26 protein-coding genes and 1 riboswitch are annotated in these 25,960 nt (G+C 53.9%); of the genes, 5 read left to right on the top strand and 21 right to left on the bottom strand.

Annotated elements, in window-relative coordinates; genetic code table 11:
• Positions 1-20 precede the first annotated feature (20 nt).
• From BCV73_RS01980 to thiE, 3 genes are read right to left on the bottom strand one after another with little or no spacing between them, the layout of a single operon-like run.
• Positions 21-800: a thiazole synthase gene (locus BCV73_RS01980; RefSeq protein ID WP_089545769.1), complete on the bottom strand. Its 780-nt coding sequence runs from the start codon at positions 798-800 to the stop codon at positions 21-23.
• Between the two features lie 8 nt (positions 801-808).
• Complete coding sequence (gene thiS, locus BCV73_RS01975; protein ID WP_089545768.1) at positions 809-1,006, bottom strand: sulfur carrier protein ThiS; 198 nt, start codon at positions 1,004-1,006, stop codon at positions 809-811.
• Complete coding sequence (gene thiE / locus BCV73_RS01970; protein ID WP_089545767.1) at positions 990-1,637, bottom strand: thiamine phosphate synthase; 648 nt, start codon at positions 1,635-1,637, stop codon at positions 990-992. The genes thiS and thiE overlap by 17 nt, the downstream gene beginning before the upstream one ends.
• A 144-nt stretch (positions 1,638-1,781) precedes the next feature.
• Positions 1,782-1,891, bottom strand: a riboswitch (TPP riboswitch).
• 238 nt (positions 1,892-2,129) lie between these two features.
• On the opposite strand from thiE, the gene yhbH reads away from it, so the two are divergent.
• The gene (gene yhbH / locus BCV73_RS01965) at positions 2,130-3,287 is read left to right on the top strand and encodes a sporulation protein YhbH (protein ID WP_089545766.1); all 1,158 of its coding nucleotides are present in this window, start codon (positions 2,130-2,132) and stop codon (positions 3,285-3,287) included.
• Positions 3,288-3,392: 105 nt separating this feature from the next.
• Here yhbH and BCV73_RS34710 read toward each other — a convergent pair whose 3' ends face one another.
• The 13 genes from BCV73_RS34710 to BCV73_RS01905 all read right to left on the bottom strand — a co-directional run bounded on the left by BCV73_RS34710 (position 3,393) and on the right by BCV73_RS01905 (position 19,539).
• Entirely contained in the window at positions 3,393-3,578 is a 186-nt protein-coding gene (locus BCV73_RS34710) for a hypothetical protein (RefSeq protein ID WP_143811818.1), read from the bottom strand.
• Positions 3,579-3,583: 5 nt separating this feature from the next.
• Positions 3,584-4,138 (bottom strand): NADAR family protein, encoded by a 555-nt coding sequence (locus tag BCV73_RS01960; RefSeq protein ID WP_179231861.1) that lies wholly within the window; start codon positions 4,136-4,138, stop codon positions 3,584-3,586.
• Between the two features lie 85 nt (positions 4,139-4,223).
• On the bottom strand, positions 4,224-4,943 hold the full coding sequence (locus tag BCV73_RS01955; RefSeq protein ID WP_089545764.1) for a DUF1266 domain-containing protein: 720 nt from the start codon (positions 4,941-4,943) through the stop codon (positions 4,224-4,226).
• A gap of 15 nt (positions 4,944-4,958) precedes the next feature.
• The gene (locus tag BCV73_RS01950) at positions 4,959-6,311 is read right to left on the bottom strand and encodes a tetratricopeptide repeat protein (RefSeq protein ID WP_089545763.1); all 1,353 of its coding nucleotides are present in this window, start codon (positions 6,309-6,311) and stop codon (positions 4,959-4,961) included.
• Positions 6,308-8,011 carry a molecular chaperone HscC gene (locus BCV73_RS01945; protein WP_089545762.1) on the bottom strand — a complete coding sequence of 568 codons (1,704 nt, stop codon included), beginning with the start codon at positions 8,009-8,011 and terminating at the stop codon, positions 6,308-6,310. Before BCV73_RS01945 ends, BCV73_RS01950 begins: the two co-directional genes overlap by 4 nt.
• 130 nt (positions 8,012-8,141) lie before the next feature.
• Positions 8,142-9,149, bottom strand: coding sequence for an AAA family ATPase (locus tag BCV73_RS01940; protein ID WP_089545761.1), 1,008 nt, complete (start codon positions 9,147-9,149; stop codon positions 8,142-8,144).
• Entirely contained in the window at positions 9,146-9,823 is a 678-nt protein-coding gene (gene pnuC, locus BCV73_RS01935; protein ID WP_089550062.1) for a nicotinamide riboside transporter PnuC, read from the bottom strand. Before pnuC ends, BCV73_RS01940 begins: the two co-directional genes overlap by 4 nt.
• Before the next feature lie 212 nt (positions 9,824-10,035).
• Positions 10,036-11,760 carry an ABC transporter substrate-binding protein gene (locus BCV73_RS01930; RefSeq protein WP_089545760.1) on the bottom strand — a complete coding sequence of 575 codons (1,725 nt, stop codon included), beginning with the start codon at positions 11,758-11,760 and terminating at the stop codon, positions 10,036-10,038.
• A gap of 502 nt (positions 11,761-12,262) precedes the next feature.
• Positions 12,263-13,960, bottom strand: coding sequence for an ABC transporter substrate-binding protein (locus BCV73_RS01925; protein WP_089545759.1), 1,698 nt, complete (start codon positions 13,958-13,960; stop codon positions 12,263-12,265).
• A gap of 109 nt (positions 13,961-14,069) precedes the next feature.
• Positions 14,070-14,969 carry a carbohydrate ABC transporter permease gene (locus BCV73_RS01920; RefSeq protein ID WP_076170554.1) on the bottom strand — a complete coding sequence of 300 codons (900 nt, stop codon included), beginning with the start codon at positions 14,967-14,969 and terminating at the stop codon, positions 14,070-14,072.
• Positions 14,970-14,985: 16 nt separating this feature from the next.
• Complete coding sequence (locus tag BCV73_RS01915; protein ID WP_089545758.1) at positions 14,986-15,969, bottom strand: ABC transporter permease; 984 nt, start codon at positions 15,967-15,969, stop codon at positions 14,986-14,988.
• A 245-nt stretch (positions 15,970-16,214) separates the two neighbouring features.
• Positions 16,215-17,759 carry a response regulator transcription factor gene (locus tag BCV73_RS01910; protein ID WP_089545757.1) on the bottom strand — a complete coding sequence of 515 codons (1,545 nt, stop codon included), beginning with the start codon at positions 17,757-17,759 and terminating at the stop codon, positions 16,215-16,217.
• Positions 17,752-19,539 carry a sensor histidine kinase gene (locus BCV73_RS01905; protein ID WP_089545756.1) on the bottom strand — a complete coding sequence of 596 codons (1,788 nt, stop codon included), beginning with the start codon at positions 19,537-19,539 and terminating at the stop codon, positions 17,752-17,754. The genes BCV73_RS01910 and BCV73_RS01905 overlap by 8 nt, the downstream gene beginning before the upstream one ends.
• 264 nt (positions 19,540-19,803) lie before the next feature.
• On the opposite strand from BCV73_RS01905, the gene BCV73_RS01900 reads away from it, so the two are divergent.
• Positions 19,804-21,240: a SpoVR family protein gene (locus BCV73_RS01900; protein WP_089545755.1), complete on the top strand. Its 1,437-nt coding sequence runs from the start codon at positions 19,804-19,806 to the stop codon at positions 21,238-21,240.
• Between the two features lie 17 nt (positions 21,241-21,257).
• On the opposite strand, the gene BCV73_RS34925 is transcribed toward BCV73_RS01900, so the two are convergent.
• The 4 genes from BCV73_RS34925 to BCV73_RS01885 form a co-directional block, all read right to left on the bottom strand.
• Complete coding sequence (locus BCV73_RS34925; protein WP_179231860.1) at positions 21,258-21,434, bottom strand: hypothetical protein; 177 nt, start codon at positions 21,432-21,434, stop codon at positions 21,258-21,260.
• A gap of 63 nt (positions 21,435-21,497) precedes the next feature.
• Entirely contained in the window at positions 21,498-21,701 is a 204-nt protein-coding gene (locus BCV73_RS01895) for a hypothetical protein (protein WP_143811817.1), read from the bottom strand.
• Positions 21,702-21,947: 246 nt separating this feature from the next.
• A complete protein-coding gene (locus BCV73_RS01890) occupies positions 21,948-22,382 on the bottom strand; it encodes a hypothetical protein (protein WP_179231859.1) in 435 nt (144 codons plus the stop codon).
• Positions 22,366-22,839 carry a MerR family transcriptional regulator gene (locus tag BCV73_RS01885; RefSeq protein WP_089545753.1) on the bottom strand — a complete coding sequence of 158 codons (474 nt, stop codon included), beginning with the start codon at positions 22,837-22,839 and terminating at the stop codon, positions 22,366-22,368. The genes BCV73_RS01890 and BCV73_RS01885 overlap by 17 nt, the downstream gene beginning before the upstream one ends.
• A 218-nt stretch (positions 22,840-23,057) precedes the next feature.
• On the opposite strand from BCV73_RS01885, the gene BCV73_RS34705 reads away from it, so the two are divergent.
• The 3 genes from BCV73_RS34705 (at position 23,058) to BCV73_RS34695 (ending at position 24,669) form a co-directional block, all read left to right on the top strand.
• Positions 23,058-23,690 carry a hypothetical protein gene (locus tag BCV73_RS34705; protein ID WP_143811816.1) on the top strand — a complete coding sequence of 211 codons (633 nt, stop codon included), beginning with the start codon at positions 23,058-23,060 and terminating at the stop codon, positions 23,688-23,690.
• 107 nt (positions 23,691-23,797) lie between these two features.
• The gene (locus BCV73_RS34700) at positions 23,798-24,316 is read left to right on the top strand and encodes a hypothetical protein (RefSeq protein WP_218828084.1); all 519 of its coding nucleotides are present in this window, start codon (positions 23,798-23,800) and stop codon (positions 24,314-24,316) included.
• Positions 24,313-24,669 (top strand): hypothetical protein, encoded by a 357-nt coding sequence (locus tag BCV73_RS34695; protein ID WP_143811815.1) that lies wholly within the window; start codon positions 24,313-24,315, stop codon positions 24,667-24,669. Before BCV73_RS34700 ends, BCV73_RS34695 begins: the two co-directional genes overlap by 4 nt.
• Before the next feature lie 156 nt (positions 24,670-24,825).
• Here the strand turns inward: BCV73_RS34695 and BCV73_RS01880 are convergent, their stop codons facing one another.
• The gene (locus BCV73_RS01880) at positions 24,826-25,929 is read right to left on the bottom strand and encodes a TolB family protein (RefSeq protein ID WP_218828083.1); all 1,104 of its coding nucleotides are present in this window, start codon (positions 25,927-25,929) and stop codon (positions 24,826-24,828) included.
• Between the last annotated feature and the right edge of the window lie 31 nt (positions 25,930-25,960).

Raw genomic sequence — 25,960 nt, 5'->3', positions numbered from 1 at the left:
AGCCCCCTGTCCATCCTTTTTTATTCGATGACGAGCGATTCCAGGCCGCTGCTGGCCGAAGCATATTTCTTCTTCGGAATCCGCCCGGACAAGTAGGCCAAACGCCCCGCCTCAATCGCCAGCCTCATCGACCGGGCCATCATCACGGGGTCTTTGGCTTTGGCCACCGGGGTATTCATCAGAATGCCGGAGACTCCCAGCTCCATCGCGAGCGCCACGTCGCTGGCTGTCCCCAGCCCCGCATCTACGATGACAGGGACCGACAGCTCCTCCACGATCAATCCGAGATGGTACGGATTCAGAATGCCGAGGCCGGTCCCGATGGGCGCTGCACCGGGCATCACCGCGGCTGCCCCTGCCTCCTCCAGCTTTTTGCAGATTACCGGATCGTCGGAGATATACGGCAGTACCGTAAAACCTTCCTTGACCAATATTTCCGTCGCTTTTAACGTTTCAATCGGATCGGGCAGGAGCGTGCGCTTATTGGCACTAATCTCCACCTTGATCCAGTCGCTGAGTCCCGAAGCCCGCGCCAGCCGGGCTATCCGGACCGCCTCTTCGGCCGTTGTCGCCCCGGACGTGTTGGGAAGGTAGATGTATTTCTGAGGCTCCACATGCTGCAAAATCGAATCATCCTCCACCGAATCGAGATGGATCCGGCGGATAGCGAACGTCAGCACCTCGGTTCCCGAAGCTTTGATCGCCTCCATCTGCACATAAGGATCGGGGAACAGCCCGGTCCCCAAAAACAACCTCGACGACAGTTCCTGTCCGCCAACCTGCCAATTATCTCTGCTCATTTTTCCCTTCAACCTCCCGCTACGAAATGGACCAGCTCCAGCTTCATTCCAGGTACAACCGGAGTCGTCTCCCACTGCTCGATCTTCAGCACCTGTCCGTCCGCTTCCACCATGACCGGCCTGCCGGACAGCCCCAGCAGGCGGAGGACATCGGCTACCGTCTCGGCCGCCAGCTCCCGCTTTGTTCCGTTAATGACCAGTTCCATCCGCCGCTCCTCCTCTACCTTCAAGCTTGTGAATGAACGCCCGGCATACCGCTTCCGGGTCAGGGCTGCCGACGATCTCGCTCACCGCGCAGACGCGGCTCGCACCGGCCCGGATCACTTCGTCCACGTTGCCCAGCTTGATGCCGCCAATCGCCACAAACGGGATCTTGATGATCCCGGCGACTTCCCGAACGTACGAAAGACCGACCGGATCCACCACATCGGCTTTCGTAGCCGTCGCATAGATTGGCCCGACGCCGATATAATCCGCCCCTTCCGCTTCGGCGAGCTGCGCTTCTGAAATCGCATGGGTGGATATGCCGATGATCTTGGAGCCGACAAGCTTTCTGGCTTCCGCGATCGGCATATCGCCTTGACCGAGGTGAATCCCGTCCGCGTCCACCTCCATCGCGATATCAACGTGATCGTTCACGATAAAAGGAACGCCGTAGCGGCGGGTCAGCTCCCGCAGCTCCGCCGCCTTGCGCAGCAGCTCCTCTCTTCCGCTTGTTTTGTCGCGGAATTGAACGATGTCCGCGCCTCCCCGAATGGCTTGCTCCATCACGTCCACCAGCCGGCGTCCCGGATGGAACGTCTCGCCGGTAATCGCATACAGACGAAAATCGACCATGACTGCTTCTCCTCTCTTCCCTTTGCCTTTCCCTCCATTTCATGCCGGCTTCTATCATCGCGAAGGGTAAGCCCTCGCCCTTGCGAAAGCGCCCTCTTACCCGGTTAACACAAAAAAACCATTCGAGAAATACACGAATGGCACCGCAATTCGAATGATATTCTCTACGCCAGCATTACCTGGATCAGATTAACGGTCCGCAGCATAAGGCTGCCATCTCAGCCGGACTTCATCCAGCACCCGCATTCCTATTTAATTTCACAACCACTATAGCCCAAACTGCTGACTTTTGGCAATAGCCAGAGTGAGATCACCCGCATCGGAACGCCTATCTCATCCATAGCAGCGATTCTCGCAAAATTTCATATATTTGGGTGCGGCAAACTTCTTATTTTATCTCTTGCGTCATCACATATCGTCCCCGCCCGTGAATATAAATGTTTAACAAGCCAAAGTTTGTGCTGAGTATGGGAACATGGGAGGTGCCTGAACATGCCATCAGACGATCATTCGCTGTTTGTGGTGTCCAAGGAGGACTGGTCACTGCACCGGAAAGGGTACCAGGATCAGGTCCGCCATCAGGAGAAGGTTAAGGAAATCATCAAGCAGAACCTGCCCGACCTGATCACAGAAGAAAACATCGTGATGTCGGACGGTAAGCAAATCATCAAGGTACCCATCCGGAGCCTCGATGAATACCGTTTCATTTATAACTACCAGAAGCAAAAGCATGTCGGCCAGGGAGACGGCGACAGCCAGGTGGGAGACGTGCTGGGCAGGGATCCGGTGCAAAAGCCGGGTCAAGGCGAAAAAGCCGGCGACCAGCCAGGCCAAGACATTATGGAAGCCGAGATCAGCCTCGAAGACTTGGAGAACATGCTGTTCGATCAGCTGGAGCTGCCGAATATGAAGCCGAAAGAGCAGCAGGAAGTCGAAACCGAATCGATCACGTTCAACGACATCCGCAAAAAAGGCATGCAGTCCAACATCGACAAGAAGCGGACGATCCTGGAAAATCTGCGGCGCAACGCCACCAGCGGCAAGCCGGGAATTCACCATATCAGCCCAGACGATCTGCGTTACAAAACGTGGGAGGACGTCGTCGTTCCCCATTCCAGCGCGGTCATCATTGCGATGATGGATACGTCCGGGTCCATGGGCACGTTTGAGAAATACTGTGCACGCAGCTTCTTCTTCTGGATGACCCGCTTCCTGCGCCGCCAGTACGAAAAGGTCGACATCGTCTTTGTGGCCCACCATACGGAGGCCAAAGAAGTCACCGAAGAGGATTTCTTTACCCGGGGCGAAAGCGGGGGCACGATCTGCTCGTCCGCCTACCAGAAAGCGCTGGAAATCATCGACCGGCGCTACCCGCCCGCCAAGTACAATATTTATCCGTTCCATTTCTCGGACGGCGACAACTTGACTTCCGATAACGAACGCTGCGTGCGGCTGATTGGCGAGCTGCTTAAAGTCAGCAATATGTTCGGTTACGGAGAGGTCAACCAGTACAACAGGAGCAGCACGCTGATGTCCGCGTACCGGAATATCAAACTCGATCAGTTCATGTATTACGTCATCAAAGAAAAGGGCGAAGTCTACCAGGCGCTGCGTACGTTCTTTAAAAAGCAGGAAGGCGCACTGACCTAAGCCGAAACACCGCCTCATCAAACGCAAAGTTACGGCATATAAAAAGGTCGTTGTCCCGTTACGCTGAGTAACCGACAACGACCTTTTTGCATGGCCGGGTGACCTCTATATAGCATGACCCTCGATGTGCAGCCTTTTTCCCATAGTCGACTGATCCTGACTCCTGCCAAGCTCCTCACCGACGGCATTTTCATCATTGCCAATGTGCTCCTCATTGCCAGCGTGCTCCTTACGGCTGCCAAGTTCTTCACTCCCGCTGGGCCCCGCATGCACGACGTGCATGCTACGCACTATCCCTATGCTCCCTCTGTCTGCAGCCGGTCCCGAACCTCCATCAAGGCAAAGCCAAGCAGGTTCTTCCCTTTCCACAGCAGCGGGTTCAGGACCGCCTCGTCATCCGCGGCCAACCCAACGCCCCAGATCGAATCCACAGGACTGGCCTCTACCAGCACCCGCTGCCCGGTACCCAGCAGAAATTGCTTCAAATCGTCGTTTTGGGAAAATTTCGCTTCGTTTCCCCGGACCACAATGGAGTACCCTTCCCGGTCCCATACGGCCGGATCGAATCCTCTCACCTTCCGTCCCAGATCTTTGGCCTGCTTCGGATGCTTGGCTGCGAGAATCTGTTCTCGGATCTCTTCGTCACCGAACAGCCTGGCTTTCTCGGCCATCATATAGTGCTCGGCACTTGCATATTCCACACCGTCCACGGTAAACTTTGCTTCCCACCACTGACTGAAGCAGCTCTTCGAAATAGAACCGTCCGCCGCGGGCTGGTGCCCCCAGAAAAAAACATATTTCAGCTTAGTCCCTTTCCGGAATGCCTTCCGGAGTTCTTCCAAGGTATACATCCAAATCCCCCCTTTAAGAGCATCCAGCGTACTTAAGCCCCACAATTTAAAGGCCCTGTGATCCGCATGCCCATTGATCACCGCCTCAGGCATCCAGGCTGGCCGATTCCTTACGGTACGCTGCTCGTTCACCTCCCGGCTCAAGCGGAATATCCCATGGCGCCTTCCGGGAAGCGAAGGTACCCATCCCCAGCAGCGTCTGTCCGCGGGTCATGATATAGACTACATTTGCAAACTGCTCCTCCGGTTTCCAAAAGCGGCTGCCGGCCATAAATGCGATCAAATACTCTTCCCAGCTGCGGTAATGCTGCTGCACATACCCGGCCGCTTCCAATTTAATGGCCCAAGCCTCTTCCTTCGTCAAATATCCGTAAGCGAGTCCGATCCGGCTCAAGAAAATCGCCCAGCCGCCCCCGAAGGCGGCTATTTCTCCGGCGGGCAGCTGCAGCAAAAACGTCTGAACCACGCTCATCCGGGCATATTCCGGATAGTCCTTGGATGCCTCCATCCAGTTTTGCCGTGCCTGTTCCGGCAGCGCCGACAGTTCGGCGTGCAGGGCCTTATAATCGTCACGGTTCCCGTCCTCCAGCAGCCAGCGAATCCGGGTCTTTAAAGACTCGGCATCCTTGATGTCCCAGAGCCGCAGCCCCTTTTTCAAAACCCGGTTCCCGAGGTAACGCTCAAATTTCAAAAACTCGTACGGCACATAATAATAAGCCAGCACGCTGTCGATGCATACGCTGGAGAGACTGCGGAAGTACAGCTCCAGCTGTTTGATTTGCTTCTTCTTGTAATCGCTGCGCATGTCGTCCTCCAATATCTAGGTTGATAGCACCCGGTGTGCTCTTAACGTTCTGTATAAATACCACAGCAGAATGGCCACGAACACCCCCGTGACGATAACGGGCACGTCAAAAAACAACTGCAGCACGATATACACAAAAATATAAAGCCAAGTTAACCGAAGAAATAAAAAACCGTCGAATATAATATTGTTTTTGACCAACCTGCGGTGCTCGGCCGGGTCGATCTTCCCCTGATCGTAGTGATGCTTATTTGCGGTAGACGACCAGTACATCAGGGTGCTCATATGCTGATTGTTTATGTCAAAAGAACGCTTCATCCGTTCCTTGGCCTCCGATATCCGTCCCATCGCGGTGAGGCACCGTCCCTCCAAACTGAGTGCATCCTGATCGTCCGGATGGGCAGCCAAAATGCGCTCGCAATCCGAAAGCGCCTCTTCATACCGCTGATCATCGTATCGAAGCTGTGCCGCGTAACGATAAGCCTCCAGATCATCCGGCTGCAGCAGGATCGCATGGCCGAAACATTTCAGCGCTTCCTGCCGGTTGCCCACGGCCAGGTTATATTTTCCCCATAGCAGCTGCAGATCCAGATCGTCGGCAAACCATGCCGAAGCTTCGGACAAGCACGCTTCCGCTTCTTCCAGATCGCCTTCCATCAGCATATCCAGCGCAGACTCCCGCAGATCCAAAAATCTCTCCATGTCCGCGGCATCCCCTACGGGAGCGTTAGCGAGCGAATCATAACGCAGCTCCCGTGAGCCGTCCAGCTGCTGCAGGATGTATTCGGCAAAATACGTTGGATACCGCTCCCGCAGTTCTTCGGGATCTTCCGTAAAGTAAAACGTGCCGTCCAGCAGCTGCCAAACGTCTCGCGGGAGATGCCTGCAGGACATCAGAAAGGACACGAACGCATGCTGCAGCTCCGGCCCGCGTTCGACGTCCCATACGATATCCTCGTTCAGCAGCCGCTCCCACGACTCCATCCGGATCCTGGCCGGAAAGTCGTCGTACAGTTCCTCGGCCTGATGAATCCACAGTCTGACCGGATCTGCGCTTGCCGTGGATTGAAATACTCCATTTGAATATACGGTGTGTGTGTTAGACTCGCCAGGTTGATCAACTTCGCCTTTGGTATCCTCCGGCGGGTAGATCGGCATAGAAAGCTCATCCTCAGCCTCAGCCGGCTCACGTACCGTTGTATTGGCCTCCTTGGCGAACTTGGATGCCGCCTCATAAGCTTCCCGAAGCTGCTGATAGCCCTCGGGATCGTCCTCGGGATGATGCTGCTTCAGCTTGGCGGCATAAGCTTTCTTGATGATGCGCAGCTCCGTGGTCCGCTCGATCCCCAACCTTTCCCAGATGTTCATGTGAAGCTCATCCACCTTTCCAGCTGTTCCAACCGATCCTTGAAGACCTCGGCAGCTTTTTTGATTTCGCGGTCATCCTGGGTATGCAGTGCCTTTTCGAACTGCCCGATATACGCAGCGATCACTTCCCGGCTCTCGCCCAGCGCCTCTTCGTACAGCCGCTCGCCCCTGGCCAGCAGCAGCCGGTTTTCCGCCCGGTCTCTCGGGTGAATTTTGATATCCTGAAGCTCCAGCAGCCGCGCCTCGATCTCTTCCTTCGTCATGCTGCCAGCGTTCTTCTCGATGACGGCGCGCTTCTTCTCGCCGGTCGCAACGCTGGTCACCTCGACCTCCAAAATCCCGTTAATGTCATAGGTATAACGGACGTCAATCTTCTGTTCGCCGGCAGGGGCCGGCGGCACCTTAATGTGGATCTCGCCGAGCTTGATGTTGTTCTCGACACGCCGGCTCTCACCCTGATAAATATCAACGGTTAGCCGCCGCTGATTGTCGTTTATCGTGCAGAGCCGTTCAATCCGGCTGACCGGTATCGGCGTGTTGCGCTCGATGATCGGGAAGAAATGCCCCGATGAGAATCCCCCTTTGCCCAGTTCCTGAACAATGCTTGTACCCAGGGTATACGGGCACACGTCGGTAAGGATCATCTCGTTCAGCGCCTCATTCCGCTCCTTCAGCGCCGACTGGATGGCCGCGCCGACGGCAACCGTCTCATCCGGATTGATGTCGCTGTAAGGCATGCGGCCGAACATGCGGCCGATGACGCTTTTAATAAGCGTCATTCGGGTGGCTCCTCCGATCAGGATCACCGCATCCAGATCGGATGGGGACAAGGACGCGTCTCGCAGCGCCCGTTCGATCGGCTGGCGCAGCCTCAGGAGCAGCGGATGGGCCAGCTTTTCAAATTCGTTACGGTCAAGCCGCACTTCATACCGGGTTCCATCGATCGTCAAAGCCATTTCAGCCGACGCCTCCCGTCCCAGGGCAAGCTTGCAGTTCTCCGCCTGTTTATGTATAGCCGATCTTGTTTTCGGGTCCAGCGCCTCCCACTCCATTTGGTGCGTCTCCAGAAAATGCGTCACAAGCAGCTCCGTAAAGTCCTCACCGCCAAGGAAATTGTCCCCTGCGATAGACTTCACCTCCATGACTCCCTCGAACAGTTCCAGGATGGAGACGTCGAACGTTCCCCCGCCCAGGTCGAACACGAGAAACTGGGTTTCCGGCTGCTCCTGGTGCAGGCCGTAGGCTACCGCTGCCGCGGTCGGCTCGCTGATCAGCCGCTCGACACGCAGTCCGGCGATTTCGGCGGCATGCTTCGTCGCTTTGCGCTGGGCATCGTTGAAGTATGCCGGAACGCTGATTACCGCCTCCGTCACGGGTTCCCTCAGATAACTCTCGGCATCCTCTTTCAAGGCTTTTAATATAAAGGACGACAGTTCCTCCGGTGTAAAGGAGTGAGGGCCAAGCTCGTACTTCTTCTCTGTTCCCATAAACCGTTTAAAAGTGGCAGCCGTCCGCTCCGGATGGGTAATCAAGCGCTCTTGGGCAATCCGGCCGACCACAATTTCGCCGTTTTCGTCCACGCTGACGATGGACGGTGTCAAATGTTCTCCGAGCACGTTGGGAATGACCACCGCACGGTCCTGGGCCCAGCAGGCCACCAGGCTGTTAGTCGTTCCCAGATCGATTCCGATCACAGCCAATGAAATCCCCTCTTTCCTGTTGAATGTTGCCTATTCATTAGCGGGCCCGGGCCTTAGGCTCCAGGCCAATCTAGCAATCCGTTCTCTATTCTACCAGCAGCCCCCTCTTTAATCCAATAAATGGGCTGGCTTAAACAAGGCTTCCAAAATAGTTGCTGTACGGAACAAACGCCTTCAGCACCTCCTCGACCCGCTTGATCCGCTCCTCCAGCGATCCCCTTAATGGGATGTAAGGAATCCGGCGCTCCTTCAAATCGGCGATAATCTGCTTGTGGAATACATGCCGCTTCTGGTCCCCGCTGCGGTCCCACGTATCGTCATATGGGATATCGTCCTCGCACAGGAAAAAGAGATCGTATCTGCCGGCGTTCTCCAGCGCCAGCCGGGTCAGCAGCTCCGGAGCCCGGCCGTGATAATCCAGCGCGAACATATACGTCGTGATGGCGTTCGTGTCCACGAACAGATACCGGTTCGCCTCCAGCAGCGCCTTCTCTTCGCGCTCGATATGCCCCGCCGCAATCTCGTCAAAAGCCTCGAAGCTGATCCGCCGGTCCACCTGATGCTCCGTCCAATAATCCCGGCCGTACTCGCTGGCATAAGTTGTGTTGTATTTGCCGGCCAGCGCCTCCGTCAGCGTTGACTTGCCGGTCGACATCGCCCCGACGAAGACCACTTTCGTAATGAGATCACGGTATACGATGTCACTTACAAATTGACGATGCTTATACGGGTCCTCCCGGATCATCGTCGCCGAAATCGGCACCACGCCCCTCGCCTCATCGACGCGGCGGTCTACGGCGCCAAGCGCCTTGCTCATGTGCTCGCCATAAAACTCGCTCGAATAAAAATGACTAACCTGCTCACCGTCAAGCAGCCCCAAAATATACTGCTCCTCTCTGATTTCATGCTCCCGGTCATTCGAATAGCCGTCCGGACCGTCCCACGCTTCGATCACCCTGACGCCCGGATACAGCTTCCGGATCCAGCCGGCGCGGATATGCAGCGGAATGGTCGTGACCGTCGTATCGTAAATGACCACGATCAATTCATCCACTTCCTTCAGCGCCGTCTCCACCATGTATTGATGCCCTTTATGAAAAGGGGCGAATTTCCCCAACGTCAGTCCCAGCTTTTTCATCGGTAAGCCTCCTTTGCCCCTTTGTTCCAAGTGTAATAACCGTATGCCGCATTGATGAGATACGCGCTCCACATGACGATCATGAGCAGCCCGTCAGGACTGCCGTCCAGGGTACGCAGCACCCACAGCAGCACGGTAAAAGCATTCAGTACGATATACACCAGCCATTGTTCCTTATAACGCCATACCATCAGGAAGGTTGCTACAACCGACAGCACGTTGGTGATCGCATCGATGTACGGCGAGTTCTGCGTCGGTATCAGCGACAGGAAATACCCGATCATCACGCTCCCAAGCACGCATGCGGCTCCGGTCCACAGAATCCCTCGGAGGTTCATGCGTCGCATCTCAAGCTTGCCGCCGTCCTGATGCTTCCGCCACAAGAAGAAGCCGACCACGTTCATCGGAACGAAGAACAGCAGATTCAGCAGCATCTCCCCGTAAATCCCGTTCGTATAAGCCAGGTACGCGTACCCGAACGTGTTGTACATCCCGAATACATAACTCATCAGGTTGCCCTTCGCCGCCAGCACCACGCACAGCACGCCGGTCAGAAACACAGTAAACCCGAACAGGCTATCCTTCATGATCACCGTAAGTCCGACCGCAATTCCGCAAAATACGCTGAGCCATACCAGCTCGTAGGCGCTCCATGCTTTAAACCATTTTCCCATGTCCGTTCCCTCCAGCTGCTCCATTACGCCTTCACAGATCCCGTGACCGATGAGGGCAATGGCGAGATATCAATAATATCATTTTGATATTATCAATTTGTTGTTTACATCTTAGCAGGATGTTCTCCCGGAAGCAATGGTTTTTTGAAAAAAAAAACAAAAAAGGGCCCCGGGATACATCCCGGGACCCTCGTTCCTCTGATCAGGCCGGCTTATTGAGCGCTTCCGCCCCAGAGCTCGACTCTTTCCTTGATCAGTTCCGTATATTGTTTTTCGATTTCTTTAGCACCTGCAGCATCCAGCTCTTTCAGCATATTGTCATAAATGCTGTCGAACTGTTCCGGCTTCGCCAGGATGGCTTCCGGAATCCGCTTGCGGATAATATCCTGCGTTTTTTGATAGATAACATTATAATTGCCGTCCTGAGGAGTGGCCATGTTGTAGGCTGCGCCCCAAGGTTTGACAGGGAAGTCCTTTTCAGACGGGAACAGGTCTTTCCAGGTTGTTGCGCCATACGCTTTCAAGGTTTCTTTCTCCGGCTGCGTATAAGAAGCTACGATTTGATCCGGGAAGTTCGTCGTGTAGTAGTTGCCGGATGGATCTTTCACGCCGTCGCCGTAGTGAGCGGAGAAGGTGGTGTACAGACCGATGCCGGACGTTTTCGTAAAGTTGGCGTTATCGTTGACTTTCTTGTCCTGTACTTCATCAGGAATAACGCGCTTGCCGTCCACCATGTTGTAGTGCTTGCCTTCGATCCCCCAGTTGAGCAGCACTTGGCCTTCATCGGATGCAAGGAAGTCCAGGAACTTGATCAAGCGGACCGGGTCCTTACATGCCGTTGTAATGCCTACGCCCCAACCAGCGACGAATCCGGTATCCTGGAAGGAATGGTCTTTGTATTCATCCGACAGCGTTACAGGGAAGTGAGCATAAGTGCGCTCCGCTTTGCCGGCGGTCTTGAGCGCATTCTCGGCGTCGGAATAGCCCCACTCTTGGTCGATCAGACCCAGGACGCGGCCGCTGGCGATTTTGGATTTATATTGGTCGCTCTTTTGCACAAACGTATCCTTATCCAGCAGACCCACATTGTACATATGGTTCAGCCAGCGGAAGTATTCTTTCTCTTCCGGACGCTTGTAGTGCAACTGAGCTTCGTTGGTTTCAGGGTTAATGAAGTATTCTCCGTCATCCGGAGCGCCTGTTGTCAAGAAGGCCGGGTTCGTTACGGTGATCATGATTCTCCAGTCATCCGCGTCCAGTGTCAGCGGAATCGTCGGCTTGCCGTCGATCGTCGGATGTTTGTCTTTGTATTGCTGGAGAACGTTTTCAAAATCCTTAACGGTTTTTACTTCCGGATAGCCAAGCTCTTTCAGGACGGCATTCTGGATTTCAAATCCGCCGCCGGCGTCAAAGTACTGCTGATCCACCGCCCCGTTCGTCGGAAGCACATAGATGGCTTTATCATCGTTGCTGTACGGCAGACGGTTCATGTACTTGCCATATACCTTCTTGAGGTTCGGGCCGTACTTGTCGATCAAATCGGTCAGGTCGATCATCGCGCCGGCTTCCACCAGCTTGTCGACGTCCCCTTTGGCAAAGATAAAGTCAGGATATTCTCCGCTCGCAGCCATCAGGGATATTTTATCGGTGCCGGCGCCGGATACGGCATATTCCGCATTGATGGTCACGCCAGTTCTCTTCGTAATTTCTTTACCGATCTCATCCTGCATCTTGTTCCAGTTCGGGCTGGCGTCAGCGCCAAAGAACGAGAACGTGATCGGGCTCGTATCGTCAGCCTTCTCCTCCTGCGCCGCATTGGAAGACGAGCTGCCGGATTCGGCCGATTTGTCGCCCCCTGAGCTGCTGCAGCCTGCGGAAACGAGCAGCATACTGGCGAGGAGCAGCATTCCAAACTTCTTCTTTGTGTTTCCCTTCATGTGAATCATATCCCCCTTCATTACTAATGGAATTACTTCGTGCTGCATTCTAGAGCCGGCATTGCGTCAAACGTCGCATGGACGCTGGGCACTGCCGCATGTTGTGCCGAAACCTAGATGAATTGAATACGTTTACAAAACTCAGATAACTAAACTTCCTCACTTCACATCTCTGGTTTCTTGTTCGACTCCACCTCTTTGTTTAAAACGTTTTCGAAAACAGCCTGCAGGGAAAATGTGTAATGAAAGTGCTTTCATATTTGAATCATAAAAGATTTAAAAACGACTGTCAAGTCATTTTAATACATATTTTTTAAATTTAATTTTTGATTCGTTTGCGATCAATAATTATCAAAAAATGTTGATACAACAGTAAATAAACACCTTTATATTATATAAGGTATAAAATTGAATAGAGTCACAAAAATCCATCACAAATAGGACCTACTGCTATGAGCAGGCCCTACCTGATGAACTTATTGCTCTTTTTTAAAAATTCGGATTACTTCGCTTCGGTCGTTCCGCCCCACAACTCGACACGGTCCTTCACCAGCTCAGTGTATTGCTGTTCCATTTTTTCCGCACCGGCGGCATTCAGTTCCTTGATCATGTTGTCATAGACTGCGTCGAATTTGTCCGGCGTCGTCAGGATCGCTTCCGGAATGCGCTTGCGGATAATGTCCTGCGTTTTCTGGTACGTTACGGTGTAATCAGAACCTTCTTCAACCGAAATGTTGTATGCTGCTCCCCAAGGCTTAACCGGGAAATCCTTTTCCGATGGGAACAGGTCTTTCCATGTCGTAGCGCCGTAAGCTTTCAGTGTTTCTTTCTCGGCTGGCGTGTAGCTGGCTACGATTTGATCCGGGAAGTTCGTCGTATAGTAGTTGCCGGATGGATCCTTCACGCCGTCACCATAGTGAGCGGAGAAGATCGTGTACAGGCCGATGCCCGACGTTTTCGTAAAGTTGGAAGCGTCGTTGATTTTCTTATCTTGAATTTCTTGAGGAATGACGCGCTTGCCGTCCTCGACATTGTAGTGCTTGCCTTCGATACCCCAGTTGATCAATACTTGCCCTTCGTCGGAAGCGAGCCAATCCATGAATTTAATCGCCCGGACCGGATCTTTACAGTTGTTCGTGATGCCGATGCCCCATCCGGATGTAAAGCCTGTATCCTGGAAGGAGTGATCCTTATATTCTTCCGACAAGGTTACCGGCAGGTGAGCGTAAGTTCTTTCATCCTTGCCCGCAGATTTCAGCGCGTTCTCTGCGTCGGAATAACCCCATTCCTGGTCGATCAGGCCAAGCACGCGTCCGCTCGAAATTTTAGACTTGTACTGGTCGCTCTTCTGTACAAACGTTTCCTTATCCAGCAGGCCTTCGTTGTACATATGGTTCAGCCAGCGGAAGTACTCTTTTTCCTCCGGACGCTTGTAGTGCAGCTGAGCCTCATAGGTTTGCGGATTGATGAAATATTCGCCGTCGTCCGGTGCTCCTGTTGCGAGGAACGCAGGGTTGGTAACGGTGATCATGATTCTCCAGTCGTCCGCATCCAGCGTCAACGGAATGGTTGGCTGGCCGTCAATCGTCGGATGCTTCTCTTTATAAGCCTTTAGCACGTTCTCAAAATCCTTGACGGTTTTTACTTCCGGATAGCCCAGCTCTTTCAGCACGGCATTCTGGATTTCAAATCCGCCGCCGGCGTCAAAATACTGCTGGTTCACCGCCGCATTGGTCGGCAGCACATAGATGGCTTGGTCATCATTGCTGTACTTCAGACGGTCCATGTAGTCGCCATATACCTTCTTCAGGTTCGGCGCGTACTTGTCAATCAGATCGGTCAGGTCGAGCATTGCGCCGGCATCCACCAGCTTGTTAACGTCACCTTTAGCAAAAATAAGATCCGGATAGTCGCCGCTTGCGGCCATCAGGGAAATCTTATCCTGCCCTCCGCCGGATACAGCGAACTCCGCATTGATCGTAACGCCTGTCTTCGCAGTGATTTCCTTGCCGACTTCATCCTGCATTTTGTTCCAGTTTGGACTCGCATCCGCACCGAAAAAACTGAAGGTGATCGGCGATGTCGTGTCGCCTGTATCTTTGGCCGCGGTATCCTCCTTGCCTCCGCCGCAGCCCGCAACCGCTAGCATTGATGCGATGATCAGAGAAATCGCGGTTACCTTGAACGCTTTCTTTGGCATTGCGTAAACCCTCCCCATGATGTCTAATCTTTTTCTTTATCTATTTTGTATAACAGGCTAGCCTGCTGATACCTCTATATAGGAATGTAACTTCTGAAAAAGCGGTATTTTACGATTTCACCGCGCCCAGCGTCATGCCGCTGACAAAATATTTCTGCAGGAACGGATAGACGATCAGGATCGGCACGGTCACGACGATGGTAATGGCCATCTTGATCGATTCCGGCGAAATCTGGGCCATTTGCTTGGCCATATCGTTCGCGTTGATCGCTCCGCCGCCCTGCTGCGTGCTCTGCAGCACCTTCATCAGCTCGTACTGCAGGGTAGTCCAGGTTGCGTTGCTGCCGTTATACAGGTACGTATCGAACCAGGAGTTCCACTGACCTACGGCAAGGAACAGCGCGATCGTCGCAAGAACCGGTTTACAGAGCGGCAGGATAATGCGCCAGTATACCGTAAAATCGTTGGCTCCGTCCAGCTTGGCCGATTCCTGAAGGGCATAAGGCAAGCCGTCGATAAAGGAACGGACGATAAAAACGTTGAATGCACTAACGAGACCCGGCAGAACATATACCCAGAACGTGCCGATCAGGTTCAGGTCGCGCATCAGGATGTATCCCGGGATCAGGCCGCCGGAGAAGTACATCGTCATCGCCAGGAAAGTCGATACGAACTTCCGGGCCTGAAAATCAGGCCGGCTGAGCGTATACGCCAGCATTGATGCGCTGAGCAGTCCCAGAACAGCACCGACGATCGTACGCAAAATGGAAATTTTCAAGCCTTGAAGCAAAGTGTCATAAGCAAATATCGTCTTATAGTTTTCAAATGTGAACGCACGCGGCCAGATGGTGATGCCTCCGCGCACCGTATCGATGGAATCGTTCAGCGATATGGCGAGCACGTTCAGAAACGGATACAGCGTAACGATCAGCACGATCGCCATGAAGATGATGTTGCATATATCGAAGATCTTATCGGATCTGGTCGCATTAAACGCTTTGTTTGGCATCTCGATTTCTCGCCTCCTACATAATGCTTTCTTTCGGAACCTTTTTGAAAATGCCGTTAGCCGTAAACAACAGGATGATGCTGACTACGGAGTTGAATATGCCGATGGCGGTACCGTATGAGAACCTGCCCATATTCAGACCGTAATTCAGTGCGTACAGATCGAGAACCTCCGAGTAATCCGTCACCAGGTTGTTGCCGAGCAGGAATTGTTTCTCGAAGCCGATGCTGATCAAGTGGCCAATCGACATAATCAGGAGAACCGAGATCGTCGAGCGGATGCCCGGCAGCGTAATGTGCCACATCTGTCTCCAGCGGCTCGCACCGTCGACGCGGGATGCTTCGTACAGCTCCGGGTCAATCCCTGTGATTGCTGCCAAATAGATGATCGTATTCCAGCCTGTTTCCTTCCAGACATCGGAACCGGTTACAATGTACCAGAACCAGTTGCCCTTCGCCATGAACTGTATAGGTTCGTCCGTGAGGTGGAGCGCCATCAAAATCTGGTTGACCGCACCGCCGTCAATTGAAAGCATTTTCGTAATAATGCCTGCCACAACGACCCAGGATACAAAGTGCGGCAGGTAAGAAACCGTCTGCACGAACCGCTTGAAGAACATGCCCCGCAGCTCATTAAGGAGAATCGCGAAGAAGATCGGAACCACGAATCCCAGAATGAGGCCCATGAAGCTCATCGCCAGCGTGTTCCGCAGCACCAGATAAAACCGGTCGTCTTGGAACAGCTCTTGAAAATATTTAAATCCTACCCATTTTTGCTCGGAAAATGACCTTGCCGGTTTGTAGTTTTGAAAGGCCATCGTCCAGCCCCAAAGCGGCAGGTAACTGAACACGAACACCCAAATGACAAAAGGGAGCGACATTAAATATAAATATTTTTGCTGGAGCACCGTACTCCAGAAGCCACCCTTTCGTTTTCGCTTTGGTGCTTTAGCAGTATCTTGACCGCTGCGGGGAATGGTGTTAGGTGTGAGCGCTTCCATTCAATAACCCCTCCTCTAATTGATACCTTCATCTTACTAAATGAAGCGCTTATAAAAATACCCATCGGATTTCACCTAAAATCATATAAAAATTAGATATAACGCTTTCATAGTCGAAATTTGACATGACTTTACACAAAAACCCCCCAAAAAATCTAATTTTCGGGGGGGTTTTTTGCCTCGAAAACGTTTTTGAAAGACGGTATAGCCAAAATCATCCTGCAGGATCAGCGAAAGTCAAGAGACTACTCGGAAGGCTCCTTTTTCCGGAATGACGACGGGGATGCCCCGACGTATTTCTTGAATTTGCTGTGAAAATAGTCCACGTTTGCATACCCGACACAGGCCGCCACTTGATGCACCTTAAGTCCCTGGGATAACAGCTCCTTCGCGTGCTCAATCCGCACGTTGTCCAGGAACGCGTTAAAGTTCTCACCCGTATAGTTTTTGAACATTTTCCCCAGGTAAGCGCTGTTGTAATTAAACACCTGGGCCAGAAGCTCCAGCTTCAGGTTCTCCTTGTAGTTCCGGTGAATAAAATCGATCATCTGCTTCAGCACGGCATCCTTGCTCCCGCCGCCGATCCTCTCGATCAGGCTGCTTAAATGGGCGGCCGCTACCGCTTTCAGCTGCTCCCATGTCGGCTGGCGGAACGCCTCCGTAATGAAGAGCGGCGCATCCTGCAGCAGCGGATACAATGCCTGGTTCTGTCCCGACAGCTTGTTGATGGCCATGGTCAAAATATGGGTCACCGCCGACTTCACCGCCTGCTCGGCCTGCCCGAAACCGACAACCCGCTCCTCCAGCTCGTCAAAAAAGCGGCCGACCGCTTCCATGCTCCGGATGTCCAGGGCATAATACAGCATATCCGACAGTTCGATTTCTCCGGTTGGATCGAGCGGCGTCTTCTCCGGGTATGACTCTGCCATCAGGGCCAAATCCCCGGGCAGCATCAAACGCTCTTCATGGAACAGAAAACGATGGTGCAGCAGCTCGGCGGCCTCCGCATACGATTGTCCAATGAGCGAAATATCGGTGATCGCTCCCCCGGCGGCGGCAAACCATCCCTTGTTATCCGGCAGCAGCGCACCCCATTCCGCGTAATAGCGGGCAGCATCGTCTTCCCGGGACATGCCCCGGTCCCACAGCACGGCCGCAAACGGCCCCGCCGAAAACACAATGACACGCTCCGCACCTTCAAAATGGACCGACAGCTTTCGTCTTAAGGCGGCTAAAGGGGCATCGTCCGCCGATCCATGGATTTCGAGCAGGACGATCTGATACCTCGGCCAGTCCAGCCCCAGCTGCATGACCATCGCCGGATCCCGAAGCGCTTCTTCCTGCAGTAGAAAGGATTCAAGCAGGTGCTCACGGAAGACATGGTCCTCTTCCGCGGAACGGTGCGATTGCTTCTCCCGGGTCAGAATCGCGCCAATCCGCTGCAGCTCCTCCCCGAGCTCCTCCTCATCCAGCGGCTTCAGCAGGTATCCGTTTACGCCGTAACCGATCGCCCGCTTGGCATAATCAAAATCGGCATATCCGCTCAAAATTAGAAAATGCGTCGAGATCATGGCGGCCCGGGCCTCTTCAATGACGTCGAGACCGGTCATGCCCGGCATGCGGATATCGATGATAGTCAGATCGGGCTTCAGCTCTTTGATTTTATCCAGCCCATCCCGGCCGTTGGCCGCCGTATCCACCACCGTAAACCCGAAGCTCTCCCAGTCGATGATCGTCTTGAGGCCTTCGCGGATCATCGGTTCGTCATCCACAATCAAAACGTTAAACATGCATTTCTCCCCCTGTTGGTATCATGAATTCCATCTTGGTTCCCTGTCCCAGGATACTCGTAATATGCAGGCCGAAGTCGTCTCCATATGTCAGCTTAATTCGCTGATGGATGTTCCGAAAGCCGATGCGGTTGCCTTCCTCCTCTTCCGCATCCAGCGTCGCCAGAACGAATTGCCTGCGTTCCTCCGACATGCCGGCCCCGTTATCGATAACCTCGACATGCAGCATATCTTCTTTCATCGAGCAGCGGACGCGCAGCATCCCGTCCACTTCCTTGCCTTCCAGGCCATGGATAATCGCATTCTCCACCAGCGGCTGAATGATCAGCGGCGGAAGCAGCACCCGTTCGGTTTCCGGCTCGACGATCAGCTCGTAGTTCAAGCGGTCCTCATACCGGAACTTCTGGATTTCCAAATACGCGCGGACAATGTCCATTTCCTCTTTCAGCGTTTTTTTCACACTGCCGACTTCGAGGTTTTTGCGCATCAGCTTGCCCAGCAGCCGCACGATGTTGGCGATTTCCTTCTCCCCGTTCAGATGAGCCTTCATCCGGATCGATTCCAGGGCATTGAACAAAAAGTGCGGGTTGATCTGGCTGGCCATCATTTTGAGCTTGATTTCTTTTTGCGCAACCTCAAGCTTGGTGTTCTTCTCATTGCTCTCATACACCTGGTTCAGCAGGTCGTTGATGCTTCGGACCATATAGTTGAACTGGCGGGAGAGCTGCCCAATTTCGTCATTGCCATCCAAGAAGGAAATCGTATCGAAGTTCCCCCGGGCCACCTTGTTCAGCTGTCTGCTCAAATGCAGAAGCCGGTTGGTCGTCAGCTTGGATACGACGAATATCAGCGTAAGCGCCAGGATCAGCACGCCGATCACCAGCGCCATGCCGATCCATCCGACCTTTTTGGCGTCCTGGACAATGCCCTGGGTCGAAAAGACCGACACGACGCTGAGGCCGTTCAAGCTCGTCTGCGGCGTCAGCTTGTCCACGATAATGTTGGAGGAGACCCCGTTGACGCGCCGGCTGATCGTCTGTTCCTGTCCTTGATGCATATCGATGTTCAAATCCAGCTGTTTCAGGGTTTTGCCGACGTTCTGCGGATTTTTGGCGGCCACAATGTATCCGCTGTCATCCGCAATGAGCGTGTTGAACGTTTCCTTGCTCAGGATCGAGTTCAGCATGCTCTGGTTGAGCGTAATGACCAGCACTCCCGGGGTTCGGTAATCCTTGAACTTGATCCGGCGCACCAGGCTCAGCTTCTTTTCGGTGCCGATGTCGCTTCCCTCCATAAAAAACCAACCGATCCGCGGGTTGTTCATGGCCGTTTGGAACCATTCTTCCCCCTCAATCTTGGCGGTAACGTTAATAAACTGGGTGTTGTTGATCATCGTCCTGTTGTAATGGTAGAAGCGGACGTTGCTGATTTCGTTATAGAGCCGCGGAAGCTCTTCAAAATCGTTGTATTTCGAATAGGCCTGCACCATTTGCAGAATGGTCGTGTAATTTGTATTGACCAGGTCCTTCAGGTTATCGTCCAAGTACAGCTTGTTGGAAATCGAGATCGGCACGGACAGCATGGTGGACAGCTGGCTTTTGATTTTATCCACATCGTTGGCTGTCTGCTCTATCGCATTGTCCAATGCATCCTGTCTGAAATAGGCGGTAATGATGCCCCCCACGATCAGCACGGGGATCATGACGACGAACAGGTAGGAAAAGATCAATTTATTCCGGATCCTCATGTTGTTGGTTGCTTGCACAAAGTACTTCCACATGGTAACGCAGTCACCGCCCGCAAAAATATAAAACGCTTTCGTAAATAGGAAACCTTAGACTCATGCTTTTATATTCTAACATAAATCGACATGAAGACTGCATTAATTTCCGGGCTGCTGGGATTTGCCAACAACCTGATCCGGGACAGAATCCGGACTTTCGGCCGGCCATGTCAGTTCATACTTGAGGTGCTGCTGAATATATTGAAATATAGTCCCGATATCATATTTTATTCTTCCGCAGAAGGAAGGAGCAATGAACGAATGAGCGACGAGATCAAACAGCTGGAATACGCCATTAGTGAAATTATGGAGATCGCTGACGGCTTCGGCCTGGATTATTATCCGATGCGTTACGAAATTTGTCCGGCGGACATTATTTACACCTTCGGTGCTTACGGGATGCCTACCCGTTTTTCACACTGGAGCTTCGGCAAGACGTTCAACAAAATGAAAATGCAGTACGACTTCGGCCTGAGCAAAATCTATGAACTGGTCATCAACTCCAATCCGTGCTACGCCTTTCTGCTCGACGGCAACTCCCTGATCCAGAACAAGCTCATCGTGGCCCACGTCCTGGCGCACTGCGACTTTTTCAAAAACAACTACCGGTTTTCCGCCACCAACCGCAACATGGTCGAGAGCATGTCGGCCACCGCGGAGCGGATCAGCCAATACGAACTCGAGCACGGCACCGAAGTCGTGGAGCGCTTTATCGATGCCGTGCTGGCCGTCCAGGAGCATGTCGACCCGCAGCTGATCAAGCCGCAGCACCTGGATAAGCAGCGCTATATGGAAATGAAGCTGAAAGCGCAAAAAGAGTCCGGCAAAATCCAGACCCAGCCCGGCGAATACGACGACTTGTGGAACCTCGATCACAAGCCGGAGCCTGAGTCCCAGGAAAGTGCGGCCAACCGCAAATTCCCGCCTGAACCGGAAAAGGACATCGTCTGGTTCATCCAGGAATTTTCCGAAGTGCTGGAGGACTGGCAGCGCGACATTATGACGATGCTCCGCGACGAAATGCTCTATTTCTGGCCGCAGATGGAGACCAAAATCATGAACGAAGGCTGGGCTTCGTACTGGCATCAGCGGATCATCCGCGAGCTGGACCTGACGAGCGACGAGACGATCGAATTCGCCAAGCTCAACTCTTCCGTCGTGCAGCCGTCCCGGCACAGCCTGAACCCCTACTATTTAGGGCTGAAAATTTTCGAGGACATCGAGCGCCGCTGGGACCATCCGACCAAGGAGGAAATCGAATTCGGCGGCCGCAAACCCGGGCAGGGCCGTGAGAAAATTTTCGAGGTGCGCGAATTCGATTCGGACATTTCCTTTATCCGCAACTACATGACGAAGCAGTTGACCGAGGATCTGGACCTGTACGTCTTTGAGAAGAAGGGCCCCGAGTGGAAAATCACCGATAAAAGCTGGGAAAACATCCGCGACCAGCTCGTCTTCGCCCGAGTCAACGGCGGCAGCCCTTACCTCGTCGTCGAGGACGGCGATTACCTGCGGACCGGCGAGATGGTGATCAAGCATATGTACGAGGGCATCGAGCTCGACCTGAAGTACATGGAGCGCACGCTGCCTTACGTGTACCAGCTGTGGGGCCGCGCCGTGCATCTGGAGACCATCGTCGAGGACAAAAAGGTAATGTTCTCCTACGACGGCAAGAAGCTGCATCGGCGGTTCGTGTGAGGGAGGTTCTAAGCCGCTCATTGGAGCAGATCATGTAAATGTTGAGCTGCGATGACCGCTCCGATGCCGGATCGTTCTTCCGATCGCTGTTGTCCCCAGATTTCCTGATCGGTAACATGCCAAGGTGGAAATCCGGGGACAAAGGCGACCGCTCCCCGCTTCTCCAGAACGATTCCGTCCTCTTCGCTGACCACTGTATCTCTAAGCCGCTCTTAGGAGCAGATCTTGTAAATCCATACGTTGAGCCTTGTAGCGGCTCATTGGAGCAGATCTTGTAGATGTTGAGCTTCGTTGACCGCTCCGATGCCGGATCGTTCTTCCGATCGCTGTTGCCCCCAGATTTCCTGATCGGTAACATGCCTAGGTGGAAATCCGGGGACAAAGGCGACCGCTGCCCGCTTCTCCAGAACGATTCCGTCCTCTCCGCTGGTGCGTGCAAATCCGATACGTGTAATTAACATCAAATACCTCTGGACCAAAAGAAAGCTTTACGCAAAAACCTCCCGAGCGGCATGGTGAACTCTGCCATGGACGCTCGAGAGGTTTTTTGGTTTGGTAAGGAATAGCCCGAACAACCGACAACTCAATCACTATATCGTCCGCTACATAAAATCCATGCTTCCTAGATGAGCTATGCAACATGCAGACGCCTAGCTCTCTGCCACCAAGTATAACTCCCTCCCACTGATGACCTTCATTCCTCCCTATCAAAATGTAGCTTCTGACCTTCCAGCTTTTTTAGGCTTCATCCTGATACCGAAAATGATAAAGGCCACATAAATGACGATTGCAACCGAGTCAATTAACGTATCCGTAAGAGACGAAGCGTCTTGAAATGCGGTTACGCCAAGAATGACCATCAGCCGTACGCTCAGAAGCGACACGATCATCCAAGCGGCAAACCGGACCTTTGATCGATCGCTTTGGAATGACATCCAAATAAACATGACCCCGAAAACCAGATTTTCCGCCGTGATGATGTGCCAAACATACATGAATACCGTCCGTGTCCCCATCGTGATCGCACCTACCTGGAGCTCCGGAAGAACAGCGGATTGCCCGTTCCATGCGTGCGTAGCGGCAAACAGTACTGCAAAAATGCCTGCGATCAGGTAATAAAAATTGCTAACCTTGATGATCATCACATCCCTCCTCGAAAATTTCCGTTTCCTTCTTACGGATACCCTGATAAATTTCGCGCACGATCTCCGCCAGCCGCTGGTCTTTTTCTGGATTGAAGTCTCTTAATGTATCGGCAGCTACGTCGAGCAGCTGACTGACCTTCTGAAGATGATCAATCTTTTTGCGTGTCTCGGCATTCTTGGCATCGAGGAACGCAGCAACCTCTTGGCAGTAAGCAGGGTCCACCTTCTCCATCCTGTGAAACCCAAACTTCCCCTTGATTTCGTCGAGAGAAAAGTCCGCATACTGCATAATTTGAACGTTCATCAAATCGATGAGGTCGTTCTTCGAGTACCTGCGGTACCGATTGTTTTCCCGCGTCGGCGAGACAATTCCGAGACGGTCATAATAGCGGAGCGTATCCTTCGGGATTCCAAGCATTCGTGAAGCTTCTTGTATAGAATATAGTTTTTCCATGAATTCACAATAACATTGGAGCAGACTCCAAGGTCAAGTCGGTTTTTACATTTTTTTCTTATAAAATCTGATGGCCTCGCACATATACAAAAAAGCCACCACATTGAGTGGTGACTTATTTTCTAAATATGACCGCCATCGCCTCGAGCATAAAGCCTGATCAGCACGTTCCAAGTTTCCCCTGCTAACATGCCCGCTACAAAGCACTGCCCCTTGCCATGCCCCGTCCTTGCGGTGCTGCACAGCCACCGCAAGGACCTTACTCCCCCACTCACCGCTGGCAGCAGCGGAGCGGGCGGAATCATGCCGGAGAAGCGGCAGCGGTCGCCTTTGTCCCCGAATTTTTACCTTCGATTCCATTCCCGAAAAATTCGGGGGCAACAGCGATCGGAGGCATGATCCGCACGCGGAGCGGGCTTCCCCGCACACATGCGCTCATCCGTCGAGCGCTCAGAACGCGCAACCTGCAGCGCCAACGCTCTGCATCGAAGCACAGCCCGCACGAAGCCTGCCTAGCAGCACGCAGAGCACGCGCCAGCCGAACGCTTTGCACCAAAGCATATCCCTACGCCGTTCCCGTCCTTGCGGTGCTGCACAGCCACCGCAAGGACCTTACTCCCCCCACTCACCGCTGGCAGCAGCGGAGCGGGCGGAATCATGCCGGAGAAGCGGCAGCGGTCGCCTTTGTCCCCGAATTTTTACCTTCGATTCCATTCCCGAAAAATTCGGGGGCAACAGCGATCGGAGGCATGATCCGCACGCGGAGCGGGCTTCCCCGCACACATGCGCTCATCCGTCGAGCGCTCAGAACGCGCAACCTGCAGCGCCAACGCTCTGCATCGAAGCATTAGCCCGCGCTCGCCGTCGCCCGCACGAAGCCTGCTCAGCAGCACGCACAGCAAGCGCCAGCCGAACGCTTTGCATCGAAGCACAGCCCGCTCCCACTCCCGTCCTTGCGGTGCTGCACAGCCACCGCAAGGACCTTACTCCCCCCACTCACCGCAGGCAGCAGCGGAGCGGGCGGAATCATGCCGGAGAAGCGGCAGCGGTCGCCTTTGTCCCCGAATTTTTACCTTCGATTCCATTCCCGAAAAATTCGGGGGCAACAGCGATCGGAGGCATGATCCGCACGCGGAGCGGGCTTCCCCGCACACATGCGCTCATCCGTCGAGCGCTCAGAACGCGCAACCTGCAGCGCCAACGCTCTGCATCGAAGCACAGCCCGCACGAAGCCTGCCTAGCAGCACGCAGAGCACGCGCCAGCCGAACGCTTTGCACCAAAGCATATCCCTACGCCGTTCCCGTCCTTGCGGTGCTGCACAGCCACCGCAAGGACCTTACTACCCCACTCGCCGCTGGCAGCAGCGGAGCGGGCGGAATCATGCCGGAGAAGCGGCAGCGGTCGCCTTTGTCCCCGAATTTTCACCTTCGATTCCATTCCCAAAAAATTCGGGGGCAACAGCGATCGGAGGCATGATCCGCACGCGGAGCGGGCTTCCCCGCACACATGCGCTCATCCGTCGAGCGCTCAGAACGCGCAACCTGCAGCGCCAACGCTCTGCATCGAAGCACAGCCCGCACGAAGCCTGCCTAGCAGCACGCAGAGCACGCGCCAGCCGAACGCTTTGCACCAAAGCATATCCCTACGCCGTTCCCGTCCTTGCGGTGCTGCACAGCCACCGCAAGGACCTTACTACCCCACTCGCCGCTGGCAGCAGCGGAGCGGGCGGAATCATGCCGGAGAAGCGGCAGCGGTCGCCTTTGTCCCCGAATTTTCACCTTCGATTCCATTCCCAAAAAATTCGGGGGCAACAGCGATCGGAGGCATGATCCGCACGCGGAGCGGGCTTCCCCGCACACATGCGCTCATCCGTCGAGCGCTCAGAACGCGCAACCTGCAGCGCCAACGCTCTGCTTCGAAGCACAGCCCGCACGAAGCCTGCCTAGCAGCACGCACAGCACACGCTCCGCCGCTGACCGCGGCGATCACTTCAGATGGACCACATACGTCACATTATACGACTTCTCGCCTTCGTACACGGTCTGGTACACCATCAGCGACTTGCTGTCAGGGCTCCAGACGGCCGGGGAGTCATAGGCCTGGATCTCCGTGGACAGCGGCGTCGTTTTGCCGCTCGCCTTGTCGAACACGTACATGCCTTTCATGCCCTGCTCGCCCTCGGTATACACCGAGAAGGCGATCTTGCTGCCGTCCGGCGACCAGCTCGGCCGGCCGAGAAGCGTTCCTTTGGCCACGGTTCCCAGCTTCTTGCCGCTGGCATCGATGAGCTGAAGCTCGGCGTCCTTGGTCGTGTTCCACTCGCGTTTCTCCAGGGCGATCGCGCTGCCGTCCGGCGACAGGCTGAATGTGACGACGCCTTCCTGGATCGTCTTGGCCTCAGGCGCCGATGCCGTAAACGACTTCAGCACGGTGTAGCCTTCGTGTACGCCCAAATAGTAATAACGGTCGCCCGCTTTGCTCGCCATGCGCGGCACGTTGTCGGACAGCTCCGGATCCGAGAATTGGACCGGGGTCCGTTTGCCCTGCAGGTCGATCAATTGAAGCTTGCTGTCATCCGTGCTCACGAGGATATGCTGCGGATCGGCCCAGAACATATCGGACAGCATGGAGAATGCGCCCGTTTTCGTTACGGTTCCGGAAGCCGCATCCAGGAGATAGCCCCCGATATCATACTTGTCTTTCGGGTTGCCCCCCGTAAAAAAGACATGCTCCCCGTCCGGCGACGCGGCAGCCAGATATTGACCGGCCGTGGCCGGATTTTCCGTCAGCTTGCGTTCGATATTGGAGGCAAAATCATGGATCATCAGCACATGATTTCGTTCCACGATGGCTTCGTGGTCCGACAGCCAGGTCCGGCCGTACACGTCTTTAAGCTTTTCGATTTGCTCCACCTGGATTTCTCCGGTATTTTTCCGGCCTTCGGCGGCCGTATCTATAACGGTGATCTGCTTGCCCGGCTTGTCGATGACCTCCCGGCTTGCATTGCTCTGCGGCGACCCGCAGCCCGCCAAAAGCGCACCTGCCATCATCACGCCGATCACTGGAGGAAGTAGTTTATGTCGTTTCATCATGAGCTTCATCCCTTCCTGATTTCTTACC

The organism is Paenibacillus sp. SSG-1 (assembly GCF_002224835.1).
GTDB lineage: Bacteria > Bacillota > Bacilli > Paenibacillales > Paenibacillaceae > Paenibacillus_AQ > Paenibacillus_AQ favisporus.
The sequence above is the reverse complement of the archived record's forward strand: the minus strand, read 5'-3'. Positions and strand labels throughout refer to the sequence as shown.